The organism is Candidatus Palauibacter sp. (assembly GCF_965222475.1).
Taxonomy (GTDB): Bacteria; Gemmatimonadota; Gemmatimonadetes; order Palauibacterales; family Palauibacteraceae; genus Palauibacter.
The window spans coordinates 413,392-433,678 of record NZ_CBDCUB010000007.1 but is presented as its reverse complement, the minus strand read 5'-3'; the positions used below and the strand labels follow the sequence as shown (position 1 = coordinate 433,678).

Below are 20,287 nucleotides of genomic sequence, written 5' to 3'. Positions count from 1 at the left end.
GGCGGGTGTCAACGAGCGGGAAAGCTCCTCCCGGGTTGGACGGCCATCCGCGCGCGCCGGAGCAGCCGTCACCCGAATTGACACTATCCGGCATCGCGTCTAAACTTCCGGGCTCACCTCGAAGAGAGGGCAGCGACCGCGAAAGCCACGGGTGATCTGCGATGGGGAAGCCCACATACAGCAAGCCGACCAACAGAAAGCGCGTCCGCGATCACGGGTTTCGGGCCCGCATGAAGACCAGGGCCGGGCGTCGAACCCTGTCGCGCCGCCGCCGAAAGGGCCGCCGCCGACTGACGGTCAGTGACGCGTTCAGCCGCAAGCGACGAAGCCGCTAGTGCGGCGCGTCCGCGGGGGGGCTTCCGCCTCCCGCGTGCGGCGAGGCTGCGGACAACTCGTGACATACGGCGCACGATGCGTGAGGGCCGACGCAGCCGCGGCCGACTCGTTGACGTGTTCTTCGCTTCATCTCCCGCCGGGCGCCCGCGAATAGGGATCGTGACGCCCCGCCATGGCCGAACCGCGGTCGCCCGCAACCGCGTGCGGCGCCGGCTCTTCGAGATCGCCCGGATTCAGTTCCTGCCCACGCTCGAGGCGCGGCGGCTTGACCTGGACGTGATCCTGCGGGCGAAACCGGCCGCCTATGAAGCCTCGTACCGGAAGCTGCAGGCAGTCCTGAGGGACGCCACGGAGTTCGTATGCGCACGGTGATGATCGGCGCGATCCGCGCCTATCAACTTGTCGTCTCGCCGTGGCTACCGCCGGGTTGCCGATATGAGCCCAGCTGTTCGGAGTACGCACTCACCTCGCTGAGGCGATTCGGGGCCGGGCAGGGGTCCTATCTGGTCGTTCGCCGGCTCCTGCGTTGTCAGCCGTTCGGATCGTACGGGCACGATCCCGTACCAGCACGGAAGCGTTGATGGAACGCCGTCTGCTCTATGCCATAGCGTTCATGATCGGGATCATGATCCTCTCGAACGTCATCTTCCCGCCCATCGAACGCCCGCTCGAACCCGGCGCGCCGGGGGACGAGACGACAACGATCGTGCAAGCCCCCGCGGGCGGCGTGGAGCCCGAGCCTTCGGGCGCGGAGAGGGCCGCGGAAGAAATGGCGGCCGCGCTCGCGGAACCCGAGGAGATGGAGGTCCCGGGCCGGGAAGAGGCACCGGCACCGCGGGCCGGCGAGACGATCGTCGTCCGCTCCGACCTGTACGAATACCGATTCGACACCCGCGGAGCCCGGCTCGTCGGCGCCACGATGCTGGAGTACGAGAACTTCGCGTCGGGTGGACACCTCGGAGCGAACGTGGAGTTGATCCGACTCGATGACGCGATCCTGACGTACGGCGTCACGCTCAGAGGGGACACCGTGTCGCTCGCTTCGGTCGTGTTCGACGCTTCCACGACGCGCCTGGACGTCACGGACGGGCCGGCGGAGGTGACGTTCGAAGCCGCCGTCGGCCAGGTCACGTTCGACGTCACCTACCGCTTCCAACCCGATGACTATCGGATCGAAGCCAGCGGGGGTCTGCGCGGACTCGGCGAGGTGGGGCATGCGCTGCTCATCGGGCTGGGGCGCGGGATCGAGCTGAACGAGGCCGTGCCGCAGGAGGATCGCCGGGCGCGGGCGCTCGTCACGCGGAGCCGGTCCGGACAGATATCGGCGGAGCGCCTCGGTGGAGTGGACGACGGCGAATCGGTGCCCGTGGCCGGTGGTCCCTTCAGCTGGGTCGCGTCAAAATCGAAGTACTGGCTGGCGGCCCTGGTCACGCCGCCGAACAGCCCGGGCGTCGGCGGGGTCATCCTGCGGGGCATAGCCGAGGAGGACGCCGCGGTCATGCAGGCCACGCTTCCCGTGCCGGCGGGCAGCGAGGGGTTCGCGTACGTCGCGTACGTTGGACCGCAGGATTTCGAGCGACTGCAGGCGGTGGGGCAGGAACTGCACAATGTGAACCCCTACGGCTGGAGTTGGCTCCGGTGGTTCATCCGACCCTTCGGGAATCTCATCGTCGCCGTGCTGATCTGGATGCACGAGTCGTTCGCGCTCGCGTACGGCTGGGTCCTGATCCTCTTCGGCGTCGCGTCCCGGATCGTCCTGTTCCCGCTCTACCAGATCTCGATGCGGCAGCAGATGAAGCAGATGGCGATGCAGCCCGAGGTCAAGCAGCTCCAGGAACGGTACAAGAGCGACCCGCAGCGGCTTCAGCAGGAGCAGATGAAACTGTACAAGGAACACGGGGTCAACCCGCTGGGCGGCTGCCTCCCGATGATGGTGCCGCTCCCGATCCTGATCACCCTTTTCTTCGTGTTCCAGAATACGATCGAATTTCGCGGCGCCCCCTTCCTGTGGCTTGCCGACCTTTCGCTTCGCGACCCGCTCTTCATCGTGCCGGCGCTGATGGGTGGTTCGATGCTGCTGCTCGCCTGGATCACGCAGAGGGGCATGGAGACAAGCGGGCAGATGAAGATGGTCTCGTACGTCCTCCCGGTGGTCTTCACCTTCATCTTCGCCAGTTTCGCGGCGGGGCTGAACCTCTACTACACGGCGTCGAACATCGCCTCGCTGCCCCAGCAGCTGTACCTGTCGCGGGAACGCCGTAAGGCGCAGCCGGCCGCCAGCGGAAAGAACAGCTAGCAACTACGGCTGCCGGACGGGCCGCAGCGGGGTCGGGGCTTCAGCGCACGTGGGAGATCGAGAGGCCCAACAGTCTCTCGGACTTGCGGAAAAACTGCTCTGCCCGCGAAGGGCCGAACCCGAGTCCGAACCCGATCTTCGTGCCTCGACCGAGCGCGGCCCCCACCTCGGCAGCGAGCGCGGGCTCCCAGCCGAGCTCGGCCCAACCGAAAAGCTCCAGCGAAGCGTAGAGTCGCGCGTGCGCGAGGCGGGACGATTCCCAGTCCGCGCCGGCCCGGAACGAGACGCGCTCCAGATCACGGGAACTCCGGAGTAGCAGTCCCGGTCCGCCGTAGATGGTCAGGCCGGACAGGGGGGATCCCTGGACCAGCACCTCGAGGCCCTCGCGACTTGTGCTGATGGGCTCCGTGCCGGTGTCGAGGAGGAATTCGTCCCCCAGGTGTGAGCTGACGTGATAGATCTCGGCGCGAGCGGCGAGCGCACCCAGCCGGGCGCGCAGTAGCGCTCCGATCCGGTAGTGGACCTCGATCAGGCTCTGGTCCGGCCCAGCGAGATCGAAACGGGAGAACGCCCCGCCGTGAATCGCCCCCGCCCACTCCACGGACCCGTCCGGATCCCGCCGGATCCAGAACTGGAGCCGATCTCCGATATCCGCCAAGGCGATTCCGTCGCGGACGGAGTCGCGGACGCTGCGGTAGAATGCGATACGATGCGCGGGCTCGAGCGGGGATCCGGCGGGGGTTCGGAACGGGTGCCCGTTGCGGTCACTGATCGGGTCGCGGGTCGCGCCATGGGTCTGAGCGGACAGCGACCCGCACAGCGCGGGCGCGAGAAAGAGGAGGGCGGGCGCGAAGGACGCGCCCGCCCGACTGCCCGGCCGCCAAAGACGAATCTTCAGGCTGCCCGCTGGCACCTCGGGCAGATTATGGTCTTGCGGCCAGTGACCCGGAGAGAGGTAAGCTCATGCCGGCAGCGTGGGCAACCACTCCCGTTGAGGCGGGAGTTGATCAGCCAGCCCGGGTCGGAGTGCGCGGCAGTCCAGTGAAGCGTGGCGCGCCGCAGCACCCGCTTCAGGTAACGGTGCAGGCGCTGAATCTGATCAGGTCGCAGGCTGCCGACCCGCAGGTCGGGGCGCACCCCGGCCTGGAAGCAGATCTCGTCCGCGTAATCGTTACCGATACCGGCGATGGCCTTCTGGTTCAGAAGAAATCCCTTGATGGTCGATCGGGCGTTGCCGGACGCGAGCTTCTCGAACCGTTCGACAGTCAGGTCTTCGCTCAGCGGATCGACGCCCAGACTCTCGAGCACCCCGTTCTCGTCGAACTCGCTTCCCGCGACGGCCTCCACGGCGCCCTGCGACCCGGACGACGAGAACCTGAGTTCTCTGCCCGCCGCGAACTGGAACCGAATCCGGGTTCTCTCGGTGGGGGGCGCCGTCTGGGACTCCAGTCGCAGGAGACCGTCGTCTCCCATGTTGAAGACCAGACTGTAGTCCGAACGAAACCTCAGGACGACGTGTCGGCCGTGGCGCTCGACGGAATCCACCGCGTGGCGCTCGAGGTGATCCTGTACGATCCAGGGCTTGAGGGACACCACGCTGGGATCGTCGATGCGAATGGCCGAGATCGTCTTGCCGGTCGTGTAGCCGGCGATACTCTCTATCATCCGCTCTACGTCGGGAAGTTCTATCATCGCATTACGGCTCCGGTAGGCAATACGGGTGTCAGTGCGTCTACACCCGTACGCGACAAAAGTGCCTCTTGCTTCAAGTTTCACCTCCGCGGCAGAACCACCGGGGCCGGAGCGGGACCTCGCAGGCTCGCCAGGACCACGAACAAGGTCAAGTTGCGGGCCGGGTCGCAACGGCCCGTCAACGACCATCGGGGCCTGATGCAGGGAGCCAGCGACTTCGGGGTGCGTACGGGTGGCCGGGTCCGGGTCTTGGATGGGTACGGCGCGCGCCTGTAACACCTTATCACACATTGGGTTACGTGAGACGCAGGTCGCTGCGTCGCGAGCCACGGGGGCCTCATCCGTCACGCGCAAAATGAGCCGCAATCCGATCCTGGACGGCGACGGCGGCCGCTACCGGGTCCGGCGCGTTGCGGATGGGCCGCCCCATCACGATGTAGTCCGCTCCGGCTTCGAACGCCGTCTCCACGTCCACCGTGCGCTTCTGATCGTCGTGGCCGGCATGGCTGGCGGGGCGAATTCCGGGAACGACGATGCGGAAACCATCGGCTACGACCGCACGGATCCTGGCGGCCTCGTGTCCGGAACTGATTACGCCGGCGCAACCGATCGCCTGCGCGCGGCGCGCTCGGGAGCGTGCAACCGCCGGAATGTCGGCCTTGAAGCCGAGATCTTCCATGTCCGCCCGGTCAAGGCTGGTGAGCACGGTGACGGCGAGGATGCCGAGGGTCCCCCGCGCCGCGTCACAAGCGGCCCGGAGGATCGCGTCGTTGCCGTGTACGGTCAGGAAATCCACGTCTCTGCGCCGAAGCTGCCGGACGGCGGAGCCCACCGTCTGGGGTACATCGTACAGCTTCAGGTCGGCGAAGACCCTCTTCTCCCGGGATCGCAACCAGTCGGCAAGGTCGAAGTAGGCGCCCGACAGGAAGAGTTCCAGACCGATCTTGTAGAAGGAAACGGTCCCGCCGAGCGTGTCGACCAGGGCGCGCGCTTCATCCGCGCTCGGCACGTCGAGCGCCAGGATCAGGCGGTCGTTCGTCGGGATTGTCGGCACGATTCTCTTCTTCTCCCTCTTTCCAACGATTGGTTGGCGCAGACAAGCGCAGAACCATGGCTGAGTCGGACGACGAAGCTCTGCGTCTCGACCGGAACGGGCAAGAGGAGAGCGTGAGGCGTTGCACGTGAAACGAGCTCACGAAACCAGGACGTTACTCCCCGGGACAGGTACCGGTCAGCGTCACGGTCCCCCGCCCCCGGGCAAACGGGTACGGGCAAGTGGGCCGCCGCGGGCGGAACCGTCACGGTCCCCCGCCCCCGGGCAAACGGCGGCCCGGAGCGTTTCACGTGAAACGTGCATAAACCGGAGACGGAGGTATATTGGTTGTGGGCCGGCATCGTGGTCCGGCAGCCCCCGTCGTTCACCCCGGTCGAATCCGTCGATCGAGGCGGCGACGACAACCGGACTACATTTGCAACCAATTGTGCAACACCATGTTACGATAATCCGGCGGCGATCGGTCAGCCGCGGGATCGAGCGAGGAGCGGATTCGTCGTGGGTCGAGTGATCACCATCGCCAATCAGAAGGGCGGGGTCGGCAAGACCACCACGGCCATCAACCTGGGTGCGTCATTGGCGATCGCCGAGCGCAAGACGCTTGTCATCGACTGCGATCCGCAGGGGAACGCGACGTCCGGGCTGGGGCTCCGGAAGGACGGCAATACGCCGACCGTGTACGACTGCCTCGTCACCGCGCAACCGTTGCGGGCTGCGGTGCGAGACGAAGTGCACTTTTCCTGTCTGTCGGTCGTCTCCGCGAGCCGGGATCTCACCGGGGCCGAGGTGGAGTTGATCGACCGGGCGGACCGCCAGAAGATCCTGAGCGAGAAGGTCGATGTGTTGCGCGAGGACTACGACTACATCCTCATCGATTCGCCCCCGTCACTCGGCTTGCTGACCTTGAACGCTCTGGCCGCAGCCGACGCCGTGCTGATTCCCATCCAGTGCGAGTTCTACGCTCTCGAGGGCTTGAGCCAGCTGCTGAACACGGTTCGGCTCGTCCAGCGCGCGATCAATCCGGGCTTGGAGATCGAAGGGGTCTTGCTGACGATGTACGACTCGAGGCTGAACCTCGCCAAGCAGGTGGCGGCCGAGGCGCGGGAGTATTTCGGGGGCAAGGTCTTCGACACGATGATCCCGCGGAACATCCGGCTCGCCGAGGCGCCCAGCTTCGGCGAACCGATTGCCAGCTACGATCTCCTGTCGAGCGGGGCCCGCGGATACCTCAGCCTGGCGCGCGAGCTGCTCGATCGGCATCGGGAGGAGAAGATTGCCTAAGAGCGACCGCCGCCTCGGGAAGGGACTCGCCGCGCTCCTGGGCGAGAACCTCGATGCCGAACCCGCGACGAGCGACGCCTCGATTCCGACTAACGCCGTGCGTCCCAATCCTTTCCAGCCGCGCGGCGAGTTCGACGCGGAACGGCTCGCCGAACTTGCGGACTCAATTCGACAGAACGGGTTGCTCCAGCCGATCGTCGTGAGGGCCGTGGCGGACGGCTTCGAGATCGTCGTGGGGGAACGACGGTTTCGGGCGATCGAAAGCCTTGGCTGGGATTCGGTTCCAGCGATCGTGCGGTCGCTGACCGATGAGCAGATGCTGGTCGTGGCCCTCGTCGAGAACCTTCAACGGCAAGACCTGTCCGCCCTGGAGGAAGCTCGCGGCTACCGACAGCTGATGGAGGAGTTCGGCCTTACGCAGGAGGAGGTGGGGCGCCACGTGGGTCGGGATCGATCGACGGTCGCGAACGCGCTTCGCCTGCTCGCGCTTCCCGCCCCCGTGCTCACGCTGCTCGCCGGCGGGCAGTTGTCCGCCGGCCACGGCCGGGCGCTCCTGACGCTCCCGGACGCCGAAGCCCGGACTCGGATGGCCGTGGAGGCCGTGGAGGAGGGCTGGTCGGTGCGCGAGACGGAGCGCCGCGTTCGGAGGGGTCGACCATCCCGAAAGCGTCGACCGGGCAAGCGAAGTCGCGCGACGCACGATCCTTTCCTGCGGCGGGCCGAACGAGAGCTGGAACGCGGCTTCGGGACCCAGGTACAGGTCCGGACCCGGTCGGACGGAGGTGGCGAAGTGGTCGTCCGCTTCCATGACTCGGAAGATTTCCTGCGACTGGTTGAATTGATGGGAGGCGAGGGGTTGGCTGCGGAGTTGCGGGAATGATGCGGTTGCAGGACTGGACGCTTCAGTTCGTCCGTCGCGACGGGCACGGGTTCCGTACCCTGCGGCTGGGAACGGCGCAGGTGCTCCTGACGGTGTCGGGGTCCATACTCGCCATCGTTGCGGTCGGCGTACTGCTGGGGGTGTCCATCGCCGGACGAAGCGAGGCGGCCCGAGTCGCGGAGCTGGAGGCCCGGCTCGCGGTGCTTGTGGCCGAGCGCACTCGGGTCAACGACCTGGCGGGTCGGCTGATCGAACTGGAAGAAGGGTTCGGCCTCCTGCAGGACGCGGTGACGGAAGGGCGACCGGCCGCCCCGCCGCCGGCGAACATCGTGGGAGCCGGCACGCGGGCCGTGCCGTCGCCGCCGGCTCTCGAAGGTGCGACGCCCGCCTGGCCTCTCACGCAGCGGGGCTTCATAACGAGGACGTTCGGTTCGCGTCCGGAAGCTTCCGGGGAGGGGCACACGGGCCTGGATATAGCGGTACCCACCGGATCCTACGTTCGGGCGATCCAGGCGGGGGTTGTCGAAGAAGCGGGGGAAGATCCTGTCTACGGAAAGTTCCTCCGGATTGCGCACGCCGACGGGCTGACGTCATTGTATGGGCACAACTCCTGGCTGTTCGTCGGCGCCGGTGACCAGGTGGAGCGGCTCGAGGTGATTGCCCTTACGGGCAACACAGGGCGATCGTCGGCGCCCCATCTGCATCTGGAGCTGGCGCGGAGCGGCGCGCTGCTGGATCCACTTACGCTGGTCGCAGACCACAGTGTTCGGGGTGGCGCCAGGGCCCGAACGGACACGGAACCGAAGTGAGGATTGGGACGATATGATCAGAGATTCTCGACAAGCTCCACCCGTCCGCGAGGTGAGCGACGTGGTTTCGGTGATCGCACCGGGAATGACCGTCCTCGGGGACATACGGTGCGAGGGCACGGTGCGCGTGGAAGGGAAGGTCGAAGGGTCGGTCCAGGCATCGAAGTCGGTGGTCGTGGGCAAGAAGGGGCAGGTTGTTGGAGATATCGAGACCCAGGATGTCGTGGTCGCCGGCTCCGTACAGGGGACCGTCATGGGCGCGAGCCGGGTGGAATTGCAGGAGACCTGCCACATCGACGGTGACATCCGGAGCCGGCGGATCAAGCTGGACGAGGGTGGGCAGATCGATGGCCGCTTCCACATGTCGAAGGCGGACCCGGCCGAAAAGGCCGCCGCCCCGGCGACGGCGTCGGGCACGAAAGGGCCTGGGCGTTCTCTCCAACCGAAGAAGCACGCGGCTGGCCGCAGCTGACCCGGGAGCCCATCCCGCCGGGTTCACGGGGGCGCCGCCCGGGGGGCCTTGAACCCGTCGTATATTCTGCACAACGCCCAGACCGCCGATGAGGGACACGCTTCTCTTCGTGTTCGCGCTCGTGCCTCTCACGCTGGGGGCGGACTGGCTCGTCCGCGGAGCGGCCGCGCTGGCTCAGCGCCTCGGCGTAAGTCCGCTCGTCGTCGGCCTCACGGTGGTCGCCTTCGGTACGTCCGCCCCCGAGCTCTTCGTGAGCGGGAGCGCCGCACTGGACGGGGACGCGGGCTTCGCCGTCGGGAACGTCATGGGGTCGACCGCGGCGAACGTAGGCCTGATCGTCGGTATCGGTGCTCTGATTCGCCCGATTGTGGTGCACCACCGCGTCATCGTGAGGGAGACCCCGCTCGTCATCTTCGTGCTGTCGCTCGTGATGGCGCTGTCCCTGAACGATGCCCTCGGTCGACTCGACGGGTTCGTGCTCGTGTCCGGCTGGTCGCTCTACCTCTTCTTCCTCCTGCGGTGGGAGAGGAGCGAAGTCAGGCACAGCGAACCCCGGCCACCCCGGCCCGCCGCCAGCGAGACGGAGTCGGCAGGGGAGCCCGAAGCAGACGATGCGGAGACCGACCTACCGGCCCCCTGGGGGTCGCTCCTGCGAATCGGGCTCGGCATGACGTTGCTCTACTTCGGAGCGGAGTGGCTGCTCGAGGGCGGGAAGGGCATCGCGCTCGCGCTCCGGCTGCCCGAGGCCGTCGTCGCCGCAACCATGATAGCGGTGGGTACTTCGCTGCCGGAACTCGCATCCACGCTGGTCGCCGCCTACCGACGCATGGGTGACATTGCAATCGGGAACGTCATCGGCTCCAACGTCTTCAATCTCGGTCTGGTCCTCGGCACGGCCGCGCTCCTCCGACCTCTCGTCCTCGACCCGAGCATCGTCGTCGGCTACGTCCTTCCGGCCCTCGCGTTCTCCATCATTCTCATCCCGCTCGCCTTGCATAGAGGTACGGTGCAACGGTGGGAGGGTGCGCTCCTACTCCTGCTTTACCTTGGGTACATTGTGTCGCTCGTCGCATTCGCGCCGCCTACGTAGCATAGAAGCCGCCACGCGAGGATTGTAAAGTGACACCGTAAAGCATAAGTTGGTTTCATGGTCGTTTCCGTAAAGATGAGCAGCAAGAACCAGATCGTGGTGCCGAAGCCGGCTCGGGACGCCCTTGGCCTGGTACCCGGCGACCGGCTGGCCGTCACGGTGGAGGACGACACGGTCCGGATGGAGAAGCTGCCGCCGGATCTGGAGGATCGCCTCGGCGGCGCCCTCAAGGACGTCGCCGGATCCGGGGACCTCTGGGCCGAGCTCACCGACGGATGACGGCGGAGGTCGGGACGCCGGATGGTCTCGTCGAACGTCTCACGCGGGCCACGCTGGTCCATGTCGATGCGCGGGTCCTGGCCCTCCACCTCACGGCGACCGGGCCCGTCGCGCGCACGGACGTCGTGTTCGCGGGCATACGGGATGGGCAGATCACCGCCCAGACCTCGAGCCTCTCGCTGTACCAGATCCTCGCGGAAGTCTACCGGCAGGGGGAGGCGGCCCTGGCCCGGGAGGTCGCCCGGACACTGCGGCTCCACGCGCGACTTGAGATCGTAGCGGCCGGCCCGGAGATCGCGCTTCAGGCCGCCGAGGTCCGCGCACGGCTGGGAGGGCGCCCCGAACGGGCGTTCCAGATCGCGACCGCCCTCGTGTCGGGCGCCGAGATCTACCTCACGACGGGATCGGTCCTGCGGCGGATCGCGGGAATGCTCGTGCTCAACATCGAGGACGTCACCTCAGACGACGGCTAGCCTCGCCGCACGAGTCGGACGAGCGCCTTGAGCGGGTCGTAGAAGCGGTCGACCACACGTTCCTTGAGCGGAATGATCGCATTGTCGGTGATGGTGATGCTCTCCGGGCACACTTCCGTGCAGCACTTCGTGATGTTGCAGTAGCCGATCCCCGCGGCGTCCTTCAGGAACGCGCTCCGATCCTCGACATCGATGGGATTCAGGCTGTATCCGGCCGTCCTCACGAGGTAGGTCGGGCCGATGAACTCCTCGTGCTTTCGGTGGGACCGGAGTACGTGGCACACGTCCTGGCAGAGGAAGCATTCGATGCACTTCCGCATCTCCTGCGCGCGCTCGATCTCGAACTGCTGCATCCGCCAGCCATCCTCGGCGTCACGCGGGCGCGGCTTGAAGCGCGGGATCGAGGCGTTGTTCCGATACCCCTGCGAGACGTCCGCGACGAGGTCCTTGATCACGGGGAAGGCCTTCATCGGCGTCACCGTGATCGTCTCTTCCGCGCCGTAGTCCGACAACCGCGTCATGCATGTGAGTCGGGGCTGCCCGTTGACCTCGCAACTGCAGGACCCGCACTTGCCGGCCTTGCAGTTCCAGCGTACGGCGAGGTCCGGGGCATGTTCGGCCTGAATGCGGTGGATCGCGTCGAGCACGACCATGCCCTCTTCCACGTCGATCTCGTAGGACTCGAGCGCCCCCTGGACTTCCGAGCCGCGGTAGACTTCGAAGGTTCGTTGCGCCACCTCGCTTACACCCCTTCCTCGATGAGCCGCCGCAGGTCGTCCGGCGGCGCCGCTACCGGCTCGGCGTCGGTCACCATCCGCCCGTCGGAGGATCGAATGACGAGGTTGACCCGCCCGAACTCGGGGTCCGAATCAGGATAGTCGATGCGGGTATGAGCCCCGCGACTCTCCCTGCGCTCGAGCGCCGTGAGCACGACGGCTTCGGAGACCGTGAGCATTCCGTGCAGGTCGATCCACGTGTGCCAGCCGGGGTTGAAGGCCCTCCCTCCGTCAACGGAACAGCCGTCGACCGCCGCGCGCAGCCGCCGCACGTCCGCTAGCGCCTCGTGCAGGTGCGCCGCCGTTCGAGCGATCCCCACCTTGTCCTGCATGACCTGTTGCAGTTCCTCCTGCAGCGAGAAGGGGTTGCGCCCGCCCTCGCGCGCGAAGGGGGAGAGTGCCTGCCGCGCGGCGTCCTCGAGTTCGCCGTCGGCGACGGCGATGAGATCCAGATCCTTCGCCTCGGCGGCGGCGGCCGCCCCGGCGCGCTGGCCGAAAACGATGAGGTCCGAAAGGGAATTCCCGCCGAGGCGGTTGCCCCCGTGCAGTCCAGCCGCGACCTCGCCCGCCGCGTACAGGCCGGGCACGCAGGTGGCGGCCGTCTCCGGGTCGACCTTCACGCCCCCCATCGCGTAGTGCGTCGTCGGTCCCACCTCCATCGCGTCGACCGTGATATCGACGCCGGCGAGTTCCTGGAACTGGTGATACATGCTCGGGAGCTTCGCCTTGATGTACTCCGGGCCGCGCTTGCCGGAGATGTCGAGGAAGACGCCGCCGTGCGGGCTGCCGCGCCCGGCCTCCACCTCCGCGATGATCGCTTTCGCGACCACGTCCCGGGTCAGGAGTTCGGGCGGCCGGCGATTGCTTGTACGATCCCCCTCCACCCAGCGGTCCGCTTCCTCCTCGGTCTCCGCGTAGTCCCCCTCGAACATCTCGGGGACGTAGCGGAACATGAAGCGCTCACCTTCGCTGTTCGTGAGGATGCCGCCTTCGCCTCGGACCCCCTCCGTGACGAGCGTGCCGCGCACGCTGGGCGGCCACACCATGCCGGTCGGATGGAACTGGACGAACTCCATCCCCATGAGTTCGGCTCCCGCCTCGTAGGCGAGCGCGACGCCGTCTCCGGTGCATTCCCACGAGTTGGATGTGATCTTCCAGGCCTTGCCGAGCCCGCCCGTCGCAAGGATGACGGTCCGGGCCCGGAAGAGCACGAACTCGCCCGTTGGACGCCAGTAGGCCAGCGCACCGGCCACGCGGCCCTCGACCACGAGCAAGCGGAAGACCGTGCACTCCATGAAGACATCGGCGCCCTCGTGCACGGCGTGGTCCTGGAGCGTCCGGATCAGTTCCAGCCCCGTCCGGTCCCCCACGTGCGCCAGCCTCCCGTACGTGTGTCCCCCGAACGGGCGCTGGTTCATGCGGCCGTCCTCCGCGCGATCGAAGAGGGCGCCCCATGCTTCGAGCTCCCTCACGCGATCCGGCGCCTCCCGCGCGTGAGCCTGGGCCATGCGCCAGTCGCACAGCCCCTTCCCGCCCCGCATGGTGTCGCGGAAATGGACGCGCCAGTTGTCTTCCGGGCGGTTGTTGCCGAGCGCCGCCGCCATGCCCCCCTCGGCCATCACCGTGTGGGCCTTGCCGAGCAGGGACTTGCCGACGAGCGCCACGGAGGCGCAGGCTGCGATCGCCTCGATGGCCGCCCGCAACCCGGCGCCGCCGGCTCCGATCACCAGCACGTCATGTTCGTGGCGTTCTCGTATCTCCATGCAGGTTCCGCCGAGGGTCGGTGTGCGTAGCCGGAGTGAGAGTCGTCAGAAAAGCCGTGGGTCCTGGAACGCGCCCATCGCGACGAGCCGGATGTAGAGGTCGGTCACGCACACGAAAGCGAGACTGAGCCAGGCCCAGCTCATGTGTCGCTTGTTGAACCAGCTCACGCCCTTCCAGGCCTTGTAGCGCGCCTTCCCCGCAAGCGCGCAGGAATGGCAGTCGACGTCGCCCCCGATCAGGTGCCGGAGAGAATGACACCCGAACCAGTAGCCGGAGAGGAGGACGAGGTTCATCAGCAGGATCAGAGATCCGAGTCCTACCCCGAACCCGTCCTCGAAGAGAAAGCCGTGGATCGTGTCGTACGTCAGGAAGAGCCAGATGACGATCGAGGCGTAGAGGAAATAGCGGTGCAGGTTCTGCAGGATCCACGGGAATCTCGTCTCGCCCCCGTATCCGTCACCCCGGAACTCGCCCACCGCACACGCCGGCGGATCGAGGAAATAGGCCCGGTAGTACGCCTTCCTGTAGTAGTAGCAGGTCCCCCGAAACCCCAGGATGACGCCCATCATCAGGATCGCGGGCGAGAAGGGCCACCACTCGAATCCGAGCAACCGGATCTGCTCCGGACAGCTCGCGGCGATGCAGGGTGAGTAGAACGGGGACAGGTAGGGGTCGGCGAAATAGTTGCCGCCCTGCAGGACCGCCCAGGTCGCATACAGCCCGAAGAAGCCGAGCCCCAGAGCGACGCTGAGAGGGGGTAGCCACCAGCGATCCGTTCGAAGGGTCTTGCCGAATCCGCGATCTCGCACCGCGACCGAGCTTTCCATTGTCTCCCGTCGAATTCTGAACCGGCGCCGGGTCCACATGGAGGAACGCGGCCAGCCTACCGGGCGGTCCCGATGGCGTCAAGCCGCGACCGGCGCCGGTGAGGGCTTCTAGGCCATCTCGTCCGGGAAGTCCTCGAGGTATTCCTGCACCCTGTTCAGGAAGAACGCCGCCATCGCGCCGTCCACGACCCGGTGGTCGTAAGAGAGGCCGAAATACGCCCGGTGGCGGATCGCGATCACGTCATTGCCCAGAGCGTCCTGCACGACCACGGGCCGCTTCTCGATGACGCCCGTGCCGAGGATCGCCACCTGCGGCTGGTTGATGATCGGCGTCCCGAACAGGTTCCCGAACACACCCACGTTGGTGATCGTGAACGTGCCTCCCTGGATGTCGTCGAAGTCGAGCGCCTTGGCGCGGGCTTTGGCCGCAAGCGCATTGGCCCGCTCCGCGAGCCCCAGGAGGCTGAGTTGGTCCGCGTCCTTGATCACGGGGACGATGAGTTCGCGACCGTCGTTCAGCGCCACGGCGATGCCGAGGTTGATGTTGCCGTGATAGACGATTCGCGATCCGTCCACGGACGCGTTCAGGATCGGATACTGTCGCAGGGCGTCGATCACGGCCCGGTAGATGAACGGGCCGTACGTGAGTTTCACGCCCTGCTCGGTGAACCTTCCCTTCATCGATCGCCGCAACTGCACGACGCGCTCGAAGTCGACCTCGTTGACGGAGGTCACATGGGCCGACACCCGCTTGGACATGAGCATGTGCTCCATCGTCCGCAGGCGGACTCTGCTCATCTCCTCGACCCGGTCCCGATCACGCACCGGCACGGAGCCGAGCTTGATGTCCAGCGTCGCCCCGTGGATCGGAACGCGAAGCGTCCCAGGCGCCGCCGGCCCGGGGGGCGGGGCGGACGGAGGGGCGGACACGGGCGCCGGGGGGGCTGGATCGTCGGGGACCGCGACCGGCGCCGGCACGTGCGCGACAGCCGTCTCCGGATGGCCGGCGGTTTCCCGCCCCCCGGAGGCGATGAAGGCCAGGATGTCATCGCGCGTCACCCGTCCGGAACTGCCGGTGCCGGTCACCTGGTCGATGTCGACGCCATGCTCGGCGGCGATCTTCCGCACGAGCGGCGTGGAGCGCGTCCTCAGCCGCTCCTCGCGGCTCGCGGGCGGTCCATCCGCCGCCGTCGTCGGGACGGCCTCCGGGAGCGCGGCAGCGTCGGCCGGTGCCGGAGCGGGCGCGGGGGCGGTCGGAGCGGGCGTGTCGGGCAGATCGCCCGTCTGCGTCTCCGCCTGGCCCACACCGGCGGTCATATCGGTCTCAATCCTCGCGACGATCGTGTTCACCTCGACGGTCTCGCCGTTCTGCACGAGTACCTCGGCGAGCACCCCCGCGGCGGGGGAAGGGATGTCCGCGTCCACCTTGTCCGTCGAGATCTCGAACAGGTCTTCGTCCCGTTCGACCGCGTCGCCGACCGACTTGAGCCAGCGCGTCAACGTCCCCTCCGCGATGGACTCACCCATCTGCGGCATGATCACATCCACTTTCGACATAGCTTCTTCCTCCCCCGGTTCCTGCTCGGCGTCCCTTAGTAATGCAATTGTTCGCGAGCCATCGATACGATGTCAGCGACCTGCGGCAGGTGCGCATCCTCGAGCGGCGCGGCATACGGCACCGGCGTGTCGCGGGCGGTCACACGCCGGATCGGCGCGTCCAGCCACTCGAACGCCCCTTCGCACGCCACCGCCGCCAACTCGCCCCCAAAGCCCCCGAAGCCCGGCGCCTCGTGCACGATAAGGAGTCTCCCGGTCTTTCTCACGCTGTCGAGGACCGCGGCGGCGTCGAGAGGTTGCAGGCTTCTGAGGTCGATGATCTCGACCTGCGCTCCGTCCTCGTGGGCGACTCGTTCGGCCGCTTCATGTGCCGCATGGACCATGGCCCCGTAGGTGACGATCGTCAGGTCGGCTCCTTCCCGGTGGGTCCGCGCCTTCCCGAGGGGTGTCAGGATCTCCTCACCGGCCGGCAACTCATCCTTGAGTCGCCGGTAGAGGTATTTATGCTCAAAGAAAAGCACCGGATCCGGGTCGCGGATCGCGGCCTTCAGAAGGCCCTTCGCGTCCCGGACAGTGGCGGGCGCGACCATCTTCAGACCCGGAACGTTGGCGAAGTACGATTCCACGTTCTGCGAGTGAAACGGGCCGGCCCGGACGCCTGCGCCGCACGGCCCGCGAATCACGAGACCGGCCCCGGCGCCCGTGCGATACCGGACCTTGGCCGCGAAGTTCACGATGACGTTGAAGGCCGGCGCGATGAAGTCGATGAACTGCATCTCGCAGACGGGCTTCAGACCCATGTGCGCAGCACCGATCGCGGCCCCCACGATCGCCGCCTCGCTGATCGGAGTGTCGATGACCCGATGCGGGCCGAACTCGGCCAGCAAGCCTTGGGTGATTCTGAAGGCGCCTCCGTAGGCCCCGATATCTTCACCCATGATGAAGACATCGGGATCGGCCTCCATTTCCTCCCGGATCGCCTCCCGGATCGCTTCCAGATAGGTCGTCACATGGCGGAGAATACCGCAGCCCGGAGAGGGCGGCAACGCCTTGCGATTGGCCCTTTACCTATTAGTAAAGGGTAGGGCGGTCACCTCGAACTCCCCATGGGGAGCCTGGAGGGATCGAACCGTATCGCCCGGTTCGATCTCACGGCGGAGATATGCGAGGCCGATCAGTCCGAAGCGCGGAGAGACGACGGCCGATGTGACGACCCCGACAGACCTCCGGGCGGGCGGACCCGCGACGGCGTGAAGCTCGGAGCCCACCAAACCGCAACGGTCGCCGGTGTCGCCCGGCGTCGCCGCCCCGCCCCGGATCCCGCGAAGATGCCAGTTCACATGGCCGCGGTAGTGAATGCGGGCGACCACTTCCTGTCCCGTGAAACACCCCTTCGTGAGGCTGATGGCCCGGGCATCCTGACCCACTTCCGGTGCCAGCCGGTCCGGACCCAGTTCCGCCCCGAACACCGGCAACCCTCGCTCGACCCGCAGAATCTCCCAATCCGCCCCGGTCGCGACCGTCCCGTCCAGACTCGCCACGGCAGACTCCAGCTGTCTACGAATGCGCGCTGCCTCGGCCGCGCCGCCGTTCCCCGGCTCGACGTAGAGGTCGAAGCCAGGCCCCTCGATGTCCTCGCGACGCACGGCGAGTCCGGCTGCGCTTTCGAGGCGCACCGTCGTCGCTTCCAGAGGATCGAGGTCGCCCGGGCCCTTCAGGAAGACCGCCCTGGAGTCGGCGGCCCAGCGCCCGAGCGCGTCGGCGGCGAGCGGGCCGAGGAGAGAAACCGCACCCGCACTCGTCGGTCGGTGGCTCGCGAGAATCGGTGGCACGTACTTCTCGAGGTGGCGCGTCAACGCCTCCCGGCCCGATGCAGGCGCATCCAGCCACACCGTGAGCGGACCCGAGGACGCCTCGAACTCCGGCGCGGGAAGAATCCTCAGATCGACCACGACCCGTCCGCGGCGGTCGAGCAGATAGGAGTAGGTCCCGCGGCCGTTCTCGACTTCACTCGTGTCGTTCGACGCGAGACCGTTGACCACGCGAAGCGGCGCGGCACCCGACACGGCGACGACGCTTCGTCCGCGATCCGGAAGGCAAGCCACCCGCTCGAGAGCGGCTCGATATCCCGTCGAGAAAAAAGACTCCCGGGCCGAAACCCGGGAGCCTAGCTCCGAGACCGCCATCCGCGGGTCTGTCAGAGTGTCGATCCTAGCGGCCGGGGCCGGCCCATTCAATGATGAACGTCGCGCGGCGATTCTCGATCCCGCTCTGCGGGTTCTGGACCCCTGTCTCCCCGTTGACGAGTCGGCTCTCACCCATCCCGACGGCGCCGACGTTGTCCGCGTCGAGACCGGCGTTCTGAACGAGATAATCCCTCACGCTCTCGGCACGCGCTGTCGACAGCCGCATGTTGTAAACGGCGGAACCGGCCTGATCGGCCGAACCCTCAACGGTGATCCGCGCCTGCTGGAACGTGCCGGTAATCGCCGCGGCGAACGCATCGAGAATAGGCCGATCGACGGCACGGATGTCGGAACTGTTGAAGTCGAAGTGAACCGGCAGGGACACGGCAAGGCCGCCCCCGTGCATGTCGTCGTCGCCGACATGCCCGCCGAACTCGCGCTGCAACTGATCCAGTCGGCGCCGCAGTTCCTCGATGTCGCTCTGAAACGACTCCATCGCGGCCGCGTTCGCCGAGATCCGTGTCTCATGATCGGCGAGTTGCCCATGGACGGGCTCCATCGTCCCGTCGAGCTCCCACTGGCGCACGAGTTGCATGCAGCCCGTGGATACGAACGCAAGTATTACCGCAACGCCCACCACCCATCGTCTGGTCTCACCCATCCCCATTTCTCCTTCTTGCGTTATGAACCGTCTTGAATCAACAGGGCGGGAGCCCTGAGGGCTCTCCTTCAACAAATCACGGGAAGTTGATGCGGAGGCCCACCGCGAAGGGAACCTCCATGACGGTGTCGAACCCATCCAAGCCGTTCAGCGCCATGTAGATATGGGTGTTCTCCGCGTCCGCCCAGATCATGCGCACCCTGGCATGGGCGAAGAGCGTCACCATGGGCACGCCGCTGTCGGCGTGCCGGGCGAAGTTGTATCCGACCTTGATGCCGGCATTGCCCGAGACGTAGGAGCCGTTCACCAGGCCGACGGTGAAGTCACCCGAGCTGGGGTGGTCATGCACCCGAATGACATCCGTGTCGAAGGTCGAGGCCCCCGCGAGCACATCCACGGCGACGGTCGTGTTCCCCATGGGATCGACGAGGTGATACTCGATTCCGCCCAGCAGGTGCAGAATCTGGAAGTTCGGATCGACCGAGCCTTTCGTGCCGAGCATGTCGAGACCACCCTCCGCCCGGAGGGCGAGCCGCGGGCTCATGAAATAGGACGCGGCGGCCGTGAACGCAGGCCCGGACTCGGCCGCATCCGCGATGTCGCCCATCGGAAGCGCCATCCCGACGCTGCCCTCGAACGACCAGAACATCGGCGAATAGGAACCCGTCTGCGCCTCGGCCCGCACGGGCAGGAGAGCCAACAACACCACCGCGCCGAGCGTCAAGCCCAGCTTTCTGGAACCAACCTTCATATCGACCTCCTGCGTGTCTGTGGGACCGCCAGGGAGTCCTCGGGCGCGCGCCGCTCGAACACTCTCCAACGTGGAATACGGAGACCTGCGGCAGACTGGCTCCGCTGCCTTCGAAAACCAACTCAAGCTAATCCGGCAAACGCGCAAAATGCAAGGGAGACAACGCCCCACGCGATGGTCACGATCCGGACAGATACGCCTCCAGCCCGGGGCCCACAGCCCGAGGATCGAAGGACGGGAAACGGTCGCGGACGACACGGGAGTCCGCCACGCCGTCCTGGGTGACGAAGTCAACGGCATCTCGCGAGAGCAGTTGGCCGGGAAGAAGCTCCAGAAGGGCGGCACCGAGCTTCGCGAGAGGTAGCGGCAGGTGGAGAATCGGCTTCGGGCGGCCGAGCACCCGCATCGCCGTCCGGACGACCTCGTCCAGCGTGAGCACTTCGGGTCCGCCCGCTTCCAGGGTGAGCCCGTCGCCCGCCGTACCCAGTGTCACTTCGCAGACGAGACCCGCCAGGTCGTCGGCATGGATGGGCGTGATCCGTCCACAACCTCGACCCAGTTGAGGGAAGAAGAACGGGACGGCGCCGATGAGGGTCACGAAGCGATTGAGGCTCCGGTCCTCGGGCCCGTAGACCCATGAAGGCCGGACGATCGCGTGGGCGAGGCCCGATTCCTTCACCGAGGCCTCGGCGAGTCCCTTCGCACGATACCAGATCCGCGCGGCGTCCGGATCGGCCCCCACTCCCGACACGTACACCAGCTTTCGAACCCCCCCCTCGACCGCGGCCTCCACGAGGGCGGCCGTGCCCCGCGCGTCGACCTCCATGAAGGTGCGACCTCGCGCGGGTGCCTCCACGGGGTAGCCCGGGAACTGCACGCAGAGGACGGCTGTGTCGACGCCGCGCATCGCGGGCCCAAGGGTGTCGGGCCGCCGGACGTCGCCCCGCACGTAGTCGACCGGGAGCCCGAGCCCCGCCGCCCTGTCGGGGAACCGGGTCAGCACGACGACTCGCGCCCCCCGGCGAACCAGCCCCCGCGCGAAGGCCCGGCCGAGGAAGCCGGTCCCGCCCGCGACGAGGATCCGGCGCATCAGAACCTCGCCC

Annotated in this window: 23 protein-coding genes; 11 read left to right on the top strand and 12 right to left on the bottom strand. The window is 67.0% G+C overall.

Translation table 11 applies throughout. The features are described 5' to 3' along the window. Positions 1–161: 161 nt before the first annotated feature. The 4 genes from rpmH to yidC are packed head-to-tail and all read left to right on the top strand — an operon-like array spanning position 162 to position 2,632. Positions 162–335, top strand: coding sequence for a 50S ribosomal protein L34 (gene rpmH, locus ACOQPP_RS13870; RefSeq protein ID WP_419165921.1), 174 nt, complete (start codon positions 162–164; stop codon positions 333–335). Continuing rightward, positions 301–708: a ribonuclease P protein component gene (locus ACOQPP_RS13865; protein ID WP_419165922.1), complete on the top strand. Its 408-nt coding sequence runs from the start codon at positions 301–303 to the stop codon at positions 706–708. The genes rpmH and ACOQPP_RS13865 overlap by 35 nt, the downstream gene beginning before the upstream one ends. Continuing rightward, positions 696–917, top strand: coding sequence for a membrane protein insertion efficiency factor YidD (gene yidD, locus ACOQPP_RS13860; protein WP_420636747.1), 222 nt, complete (start codon positions 696–698; stop codon positions 915–917). The genes ACOQPP_RS13865 and yidD overlap by 13 nt, the downstream gene beginning before the upstream one ends. Next, positions 917–2,632, top strand: a complete 1,716-nt coding sequence (gene yidC / locus ACOQPP_RS13855) for a membrane protein insertase YidC (RefSeq protein ID WP_419165923.1) — start codon at positions 917–919, stop codon at positions 2,630–2,632. Before yidD ends, yidC begins: the two co-directional genes overlap by 1 nt. Positions 2,633–2,672: 40 nt before the next feature. Here the strand turns inward: yidC and ACOQPP_RS13850 are convergent, their stop codons facing one another. The 3 genes from ACOQPP_RS13850 to pyrF all read right to left on the bottom strand — a co-directional run bounded on the left by ACOQPP_RS13850 (position 2,673) and on the right by pyrF (position 5,381). Further along, positions 2,673–3,545 carry a DUF1207 domain-containing protein gene (locus ACOQPP_RS13850; RefSeq protein WP_419165924.1) on the bottom strand — a complete coding sequence of 291 codons (873 nt, stop codon included), beginning with the start codon at positions 3,543–3,545 and terminating at the stop codon, positions 2,673–2,675. Then, positions 3,527–4,324, bottom strand: a complete 798-nt coding sequence (locus tag ACOQPP_RS13845) for an Fpg/Nei family DNA glycosylase (RefSeq protein ID WP_419165925.1) — start codon at positions 4,322–4,324, stop codon at positions 3,527–3,529. Before ACOQPP_RS13845 ends, ACOQPP_RS13850 begins: the two co-directional genes overlap by 19 nt. 337 nt (positions 4,325–4,661) lie before the next feature. Next, a complete protein-coding gene (gene pyrF, locus ACOQPP_RS13840; protein WP_419166163.1) occupies positions 4,662–5,381 on the bottom strand; it encodes an orotidine-5'-phosphate decarboxylase in 720 nt (239 codons plus the stop codon). Positions 5,382–5,876: 495 nt separating this feature from the next. Between pyrF and ACOQPP_RS13835 the strand changes: the two genes are divergently transcribed. The 7 genes from ACOQPP_RS13835 (at position 5,877) to ACOQPP_RS13805 (ending at position 10,662) form a co-directional block, all read left to right on the top strand. Then, positions 5,877–6,659 (top strand): ParA family protein, encoded by a 783-nt coding sequence (locus ACOQPP_RS13835; protein WP_419165926.1) that lies wholly within the window; start codon positions 5,877–5,879, stop codon positions 6,657–6,659. Continuing rightward, the gene (locus ACOQPP_RS13830) at positions 6,652–7,539 is read left to right on the top strand and encodes a ParB/RepB/Spo0J family partition protein (protein ID WP_419165927.1); all 888 of its coding nucleotides are present in this window, start codon (positions 6,652–6,654) and stop codon (positions 7,537–7,539) included. The genes ACOQPP_RS13835 and ACOQPP_RS13830 overlap by 8 nt, the downstream gene beginning before the upstream one ends. Next, entirely contained in the window at positions 7,536–8,348 is an 813-nt protein-coding gene (locus ACOQPP_RS13825) for a M23 family metallopeptidase (protein WP_419165928.1), read from the top strand. Before ACOQPP_RS13830 ends, ACOQPP_RS13825 begins: the two co-directional genes overlap by 4 nt. Before the next feature lie 13 nt (positions 8,349–8,361). Continuing rightward, the gene (locus ACOQPP_RS13820; RefSeq protein WP_420636746.1) at positions 8,362–8,820 is read left to right on the top strand and encodes a bactofilin family protein; all 459 of its coding nucleotides are present in this window, start codon (positions 8,362–8,364) and stop codon (positions 8,818–8,820) included. A gap of 88 nt (positions 8,821–8,908) precedes the next feature. Then, positions 8,909–9,910 carry a calcium/sodium antiporter gene (locus ACOQPP_RS13815; protein WP_419165930.1) on the top strand — a complete coding sequence of 334 codons (1,002 nt, stop codon included), beginning with the start codon at positions 8,909–8,911 and terminating at the stop codon, positions 9,908–9,910. A gap of 75 nt (positions 9,911–9,985) precedes the next feature. Further along, positions 9,986–10,189: an AbrB/MazE/SpoVT family DNA-binding domain-containing protein gene (locus ACOQPP_RS13810; RefSeq protein WP_419165931.1), complete on the top strand. Its 204-nt coding sequence runs from the start codon at positions 9,986–9,988 to the stop codon at positions 10,187–10,189. Continuing rightward, positions 10,186–10,662 carry a type II toxin-antitoxin system VapC family toxin gene (locus tag ACOQPP_RS13805; RefSeq protein WP_419165932.1) on the top strand — a complete coding sequence of 159 codons (477 nt, stop codon included), beginning with the start codon at positions 10,186–10,188 and terminating at the stop codon, positions 10,660–10,662. Before ACOQPP_RS13810 ends, ACOQPP_RS13805 begins: the two co-directional genes overlap by 4 nt. Here ACOQPP_RS13805 and ACOQPP_RS13800 read toward each other — a convergent pair. The 9 genes from ACOQPP_RS13800 to ACOQPP_RS13760 all read right to left on the bottom strand — a co-directional run bounded on the left by ACOQPP_RS13800 (position 10,659) and on the right by ACOQPP_RS13760 (position 20,274). After that, positions 10,659–11,399 (bottom strand): succinate dehydrogenase/fumarate reductase iron-sulfur subunit, encoded by a 741-nt coding sequence (locus ACOQPP_RS13800; protein ID WP_419165933.1) that lies wholly within the window; start codon positions 11,397–11,399, stop codon positions 10,659–10,661. The genes ACOQPP_RS13805 and ACOQPP_RS13800 overlap by 4 nt on opposite strands. Before the next feature lie 5 nt (positions 11,400–11,404). After that, entirely contained in the window at positions 11,405–13,201 is a 1,797-nt protein-coding gene (locus ACOQPP_RS13795; RefSeq protein WP_419165934.1) for a fumarate reductase/succinate dehydrogenase flavoprotein subunit, read from the bottom strand. 45 nt (positions 13,202–13,246) lie between these two features. Continuing rightward, entirely contained in the window at positions 13,247–14,029 is a 783-nt protein-coding gene (locus ACOQPP_RS13790) for a succinate dehydrogenase (RefSeq protein ID WP_419165935.1), read from the bottom strand. A 108-nt stretch (positions 14,030–14,137) separates the two neighbouring features. Continuing rightward, positions 14,138–15,586: a dihydrolipoamide acetyltransferase family protein gene (locus ACOQPP_RS13785; protein ID WP_419165936.1), complete on the bottom strand. Its 1,449-nt coding sequence runs from the start codon at positions 15,584–15,586 to the stop codon at positions 14,138–14,140. A 35-nt stretch (positions 15,587–15,621) separates the two neighbouring features. Further along, positions 15,622–16,596, bottom strand: a complete 975-nt coding sequence (locus ACOQPP_RS13780; RefSeq protein WP_419165937.1) for an alpha-ketoacid dehydrogenase subunit beta — start codon at positions 16,594–16,596, stop codon at positions 15,622–15,624. A gap of 54 nt (positions 16,597–16,650) precedes the next feature. Next, entirely contained in the window at positions 16,651–17,652 is a 1,002-nt protein-coding gene (locus tag ACOQPP_RS13775) for a YgfZ/GcvT domain-containing protein (RefSeq protein WP_420636745.1), read from the bottom strand. A 145-nt stretch (positions 17,653–17,797) separates the two neighbouring features. Continuing rightward, a complete protein-coding gene (locus tag ACOQPP_RS13770; protein ID WP_419165939.1) occupies positions 17,798–18,433 on the bottom strand; it encodes an OmpA family protein in 636 nt (211 codons plus the stop codon). Between the two features lie 76 nt (positions 18,434–18,509). After that, positions 18,510–19,184, bottom strand: a complete 675-nt coding sequence (locus tag ACOQPP_RS13765) for a hypothetical protein (protein ID WP_419165940.1) — start codon at positions 19,182–19,184, stop codon at positions 18,510–18,512. Positions 19,185–19,362: 178 nt separating this feature from the next. Then, positions 19,363–20,274 (bottom strand): NAD(P)H-binding protein, encoded by a 912-nt coding sequence (locus tag ACOQPP_RS13760; RefSeq protein WP_419165941.1) that lies wholly within the window; start codon positions 20,272–20,274, stop codon positions 19,363–19,365. Positions 20,275–20,287: the final 13 nt, after the last annotated feature.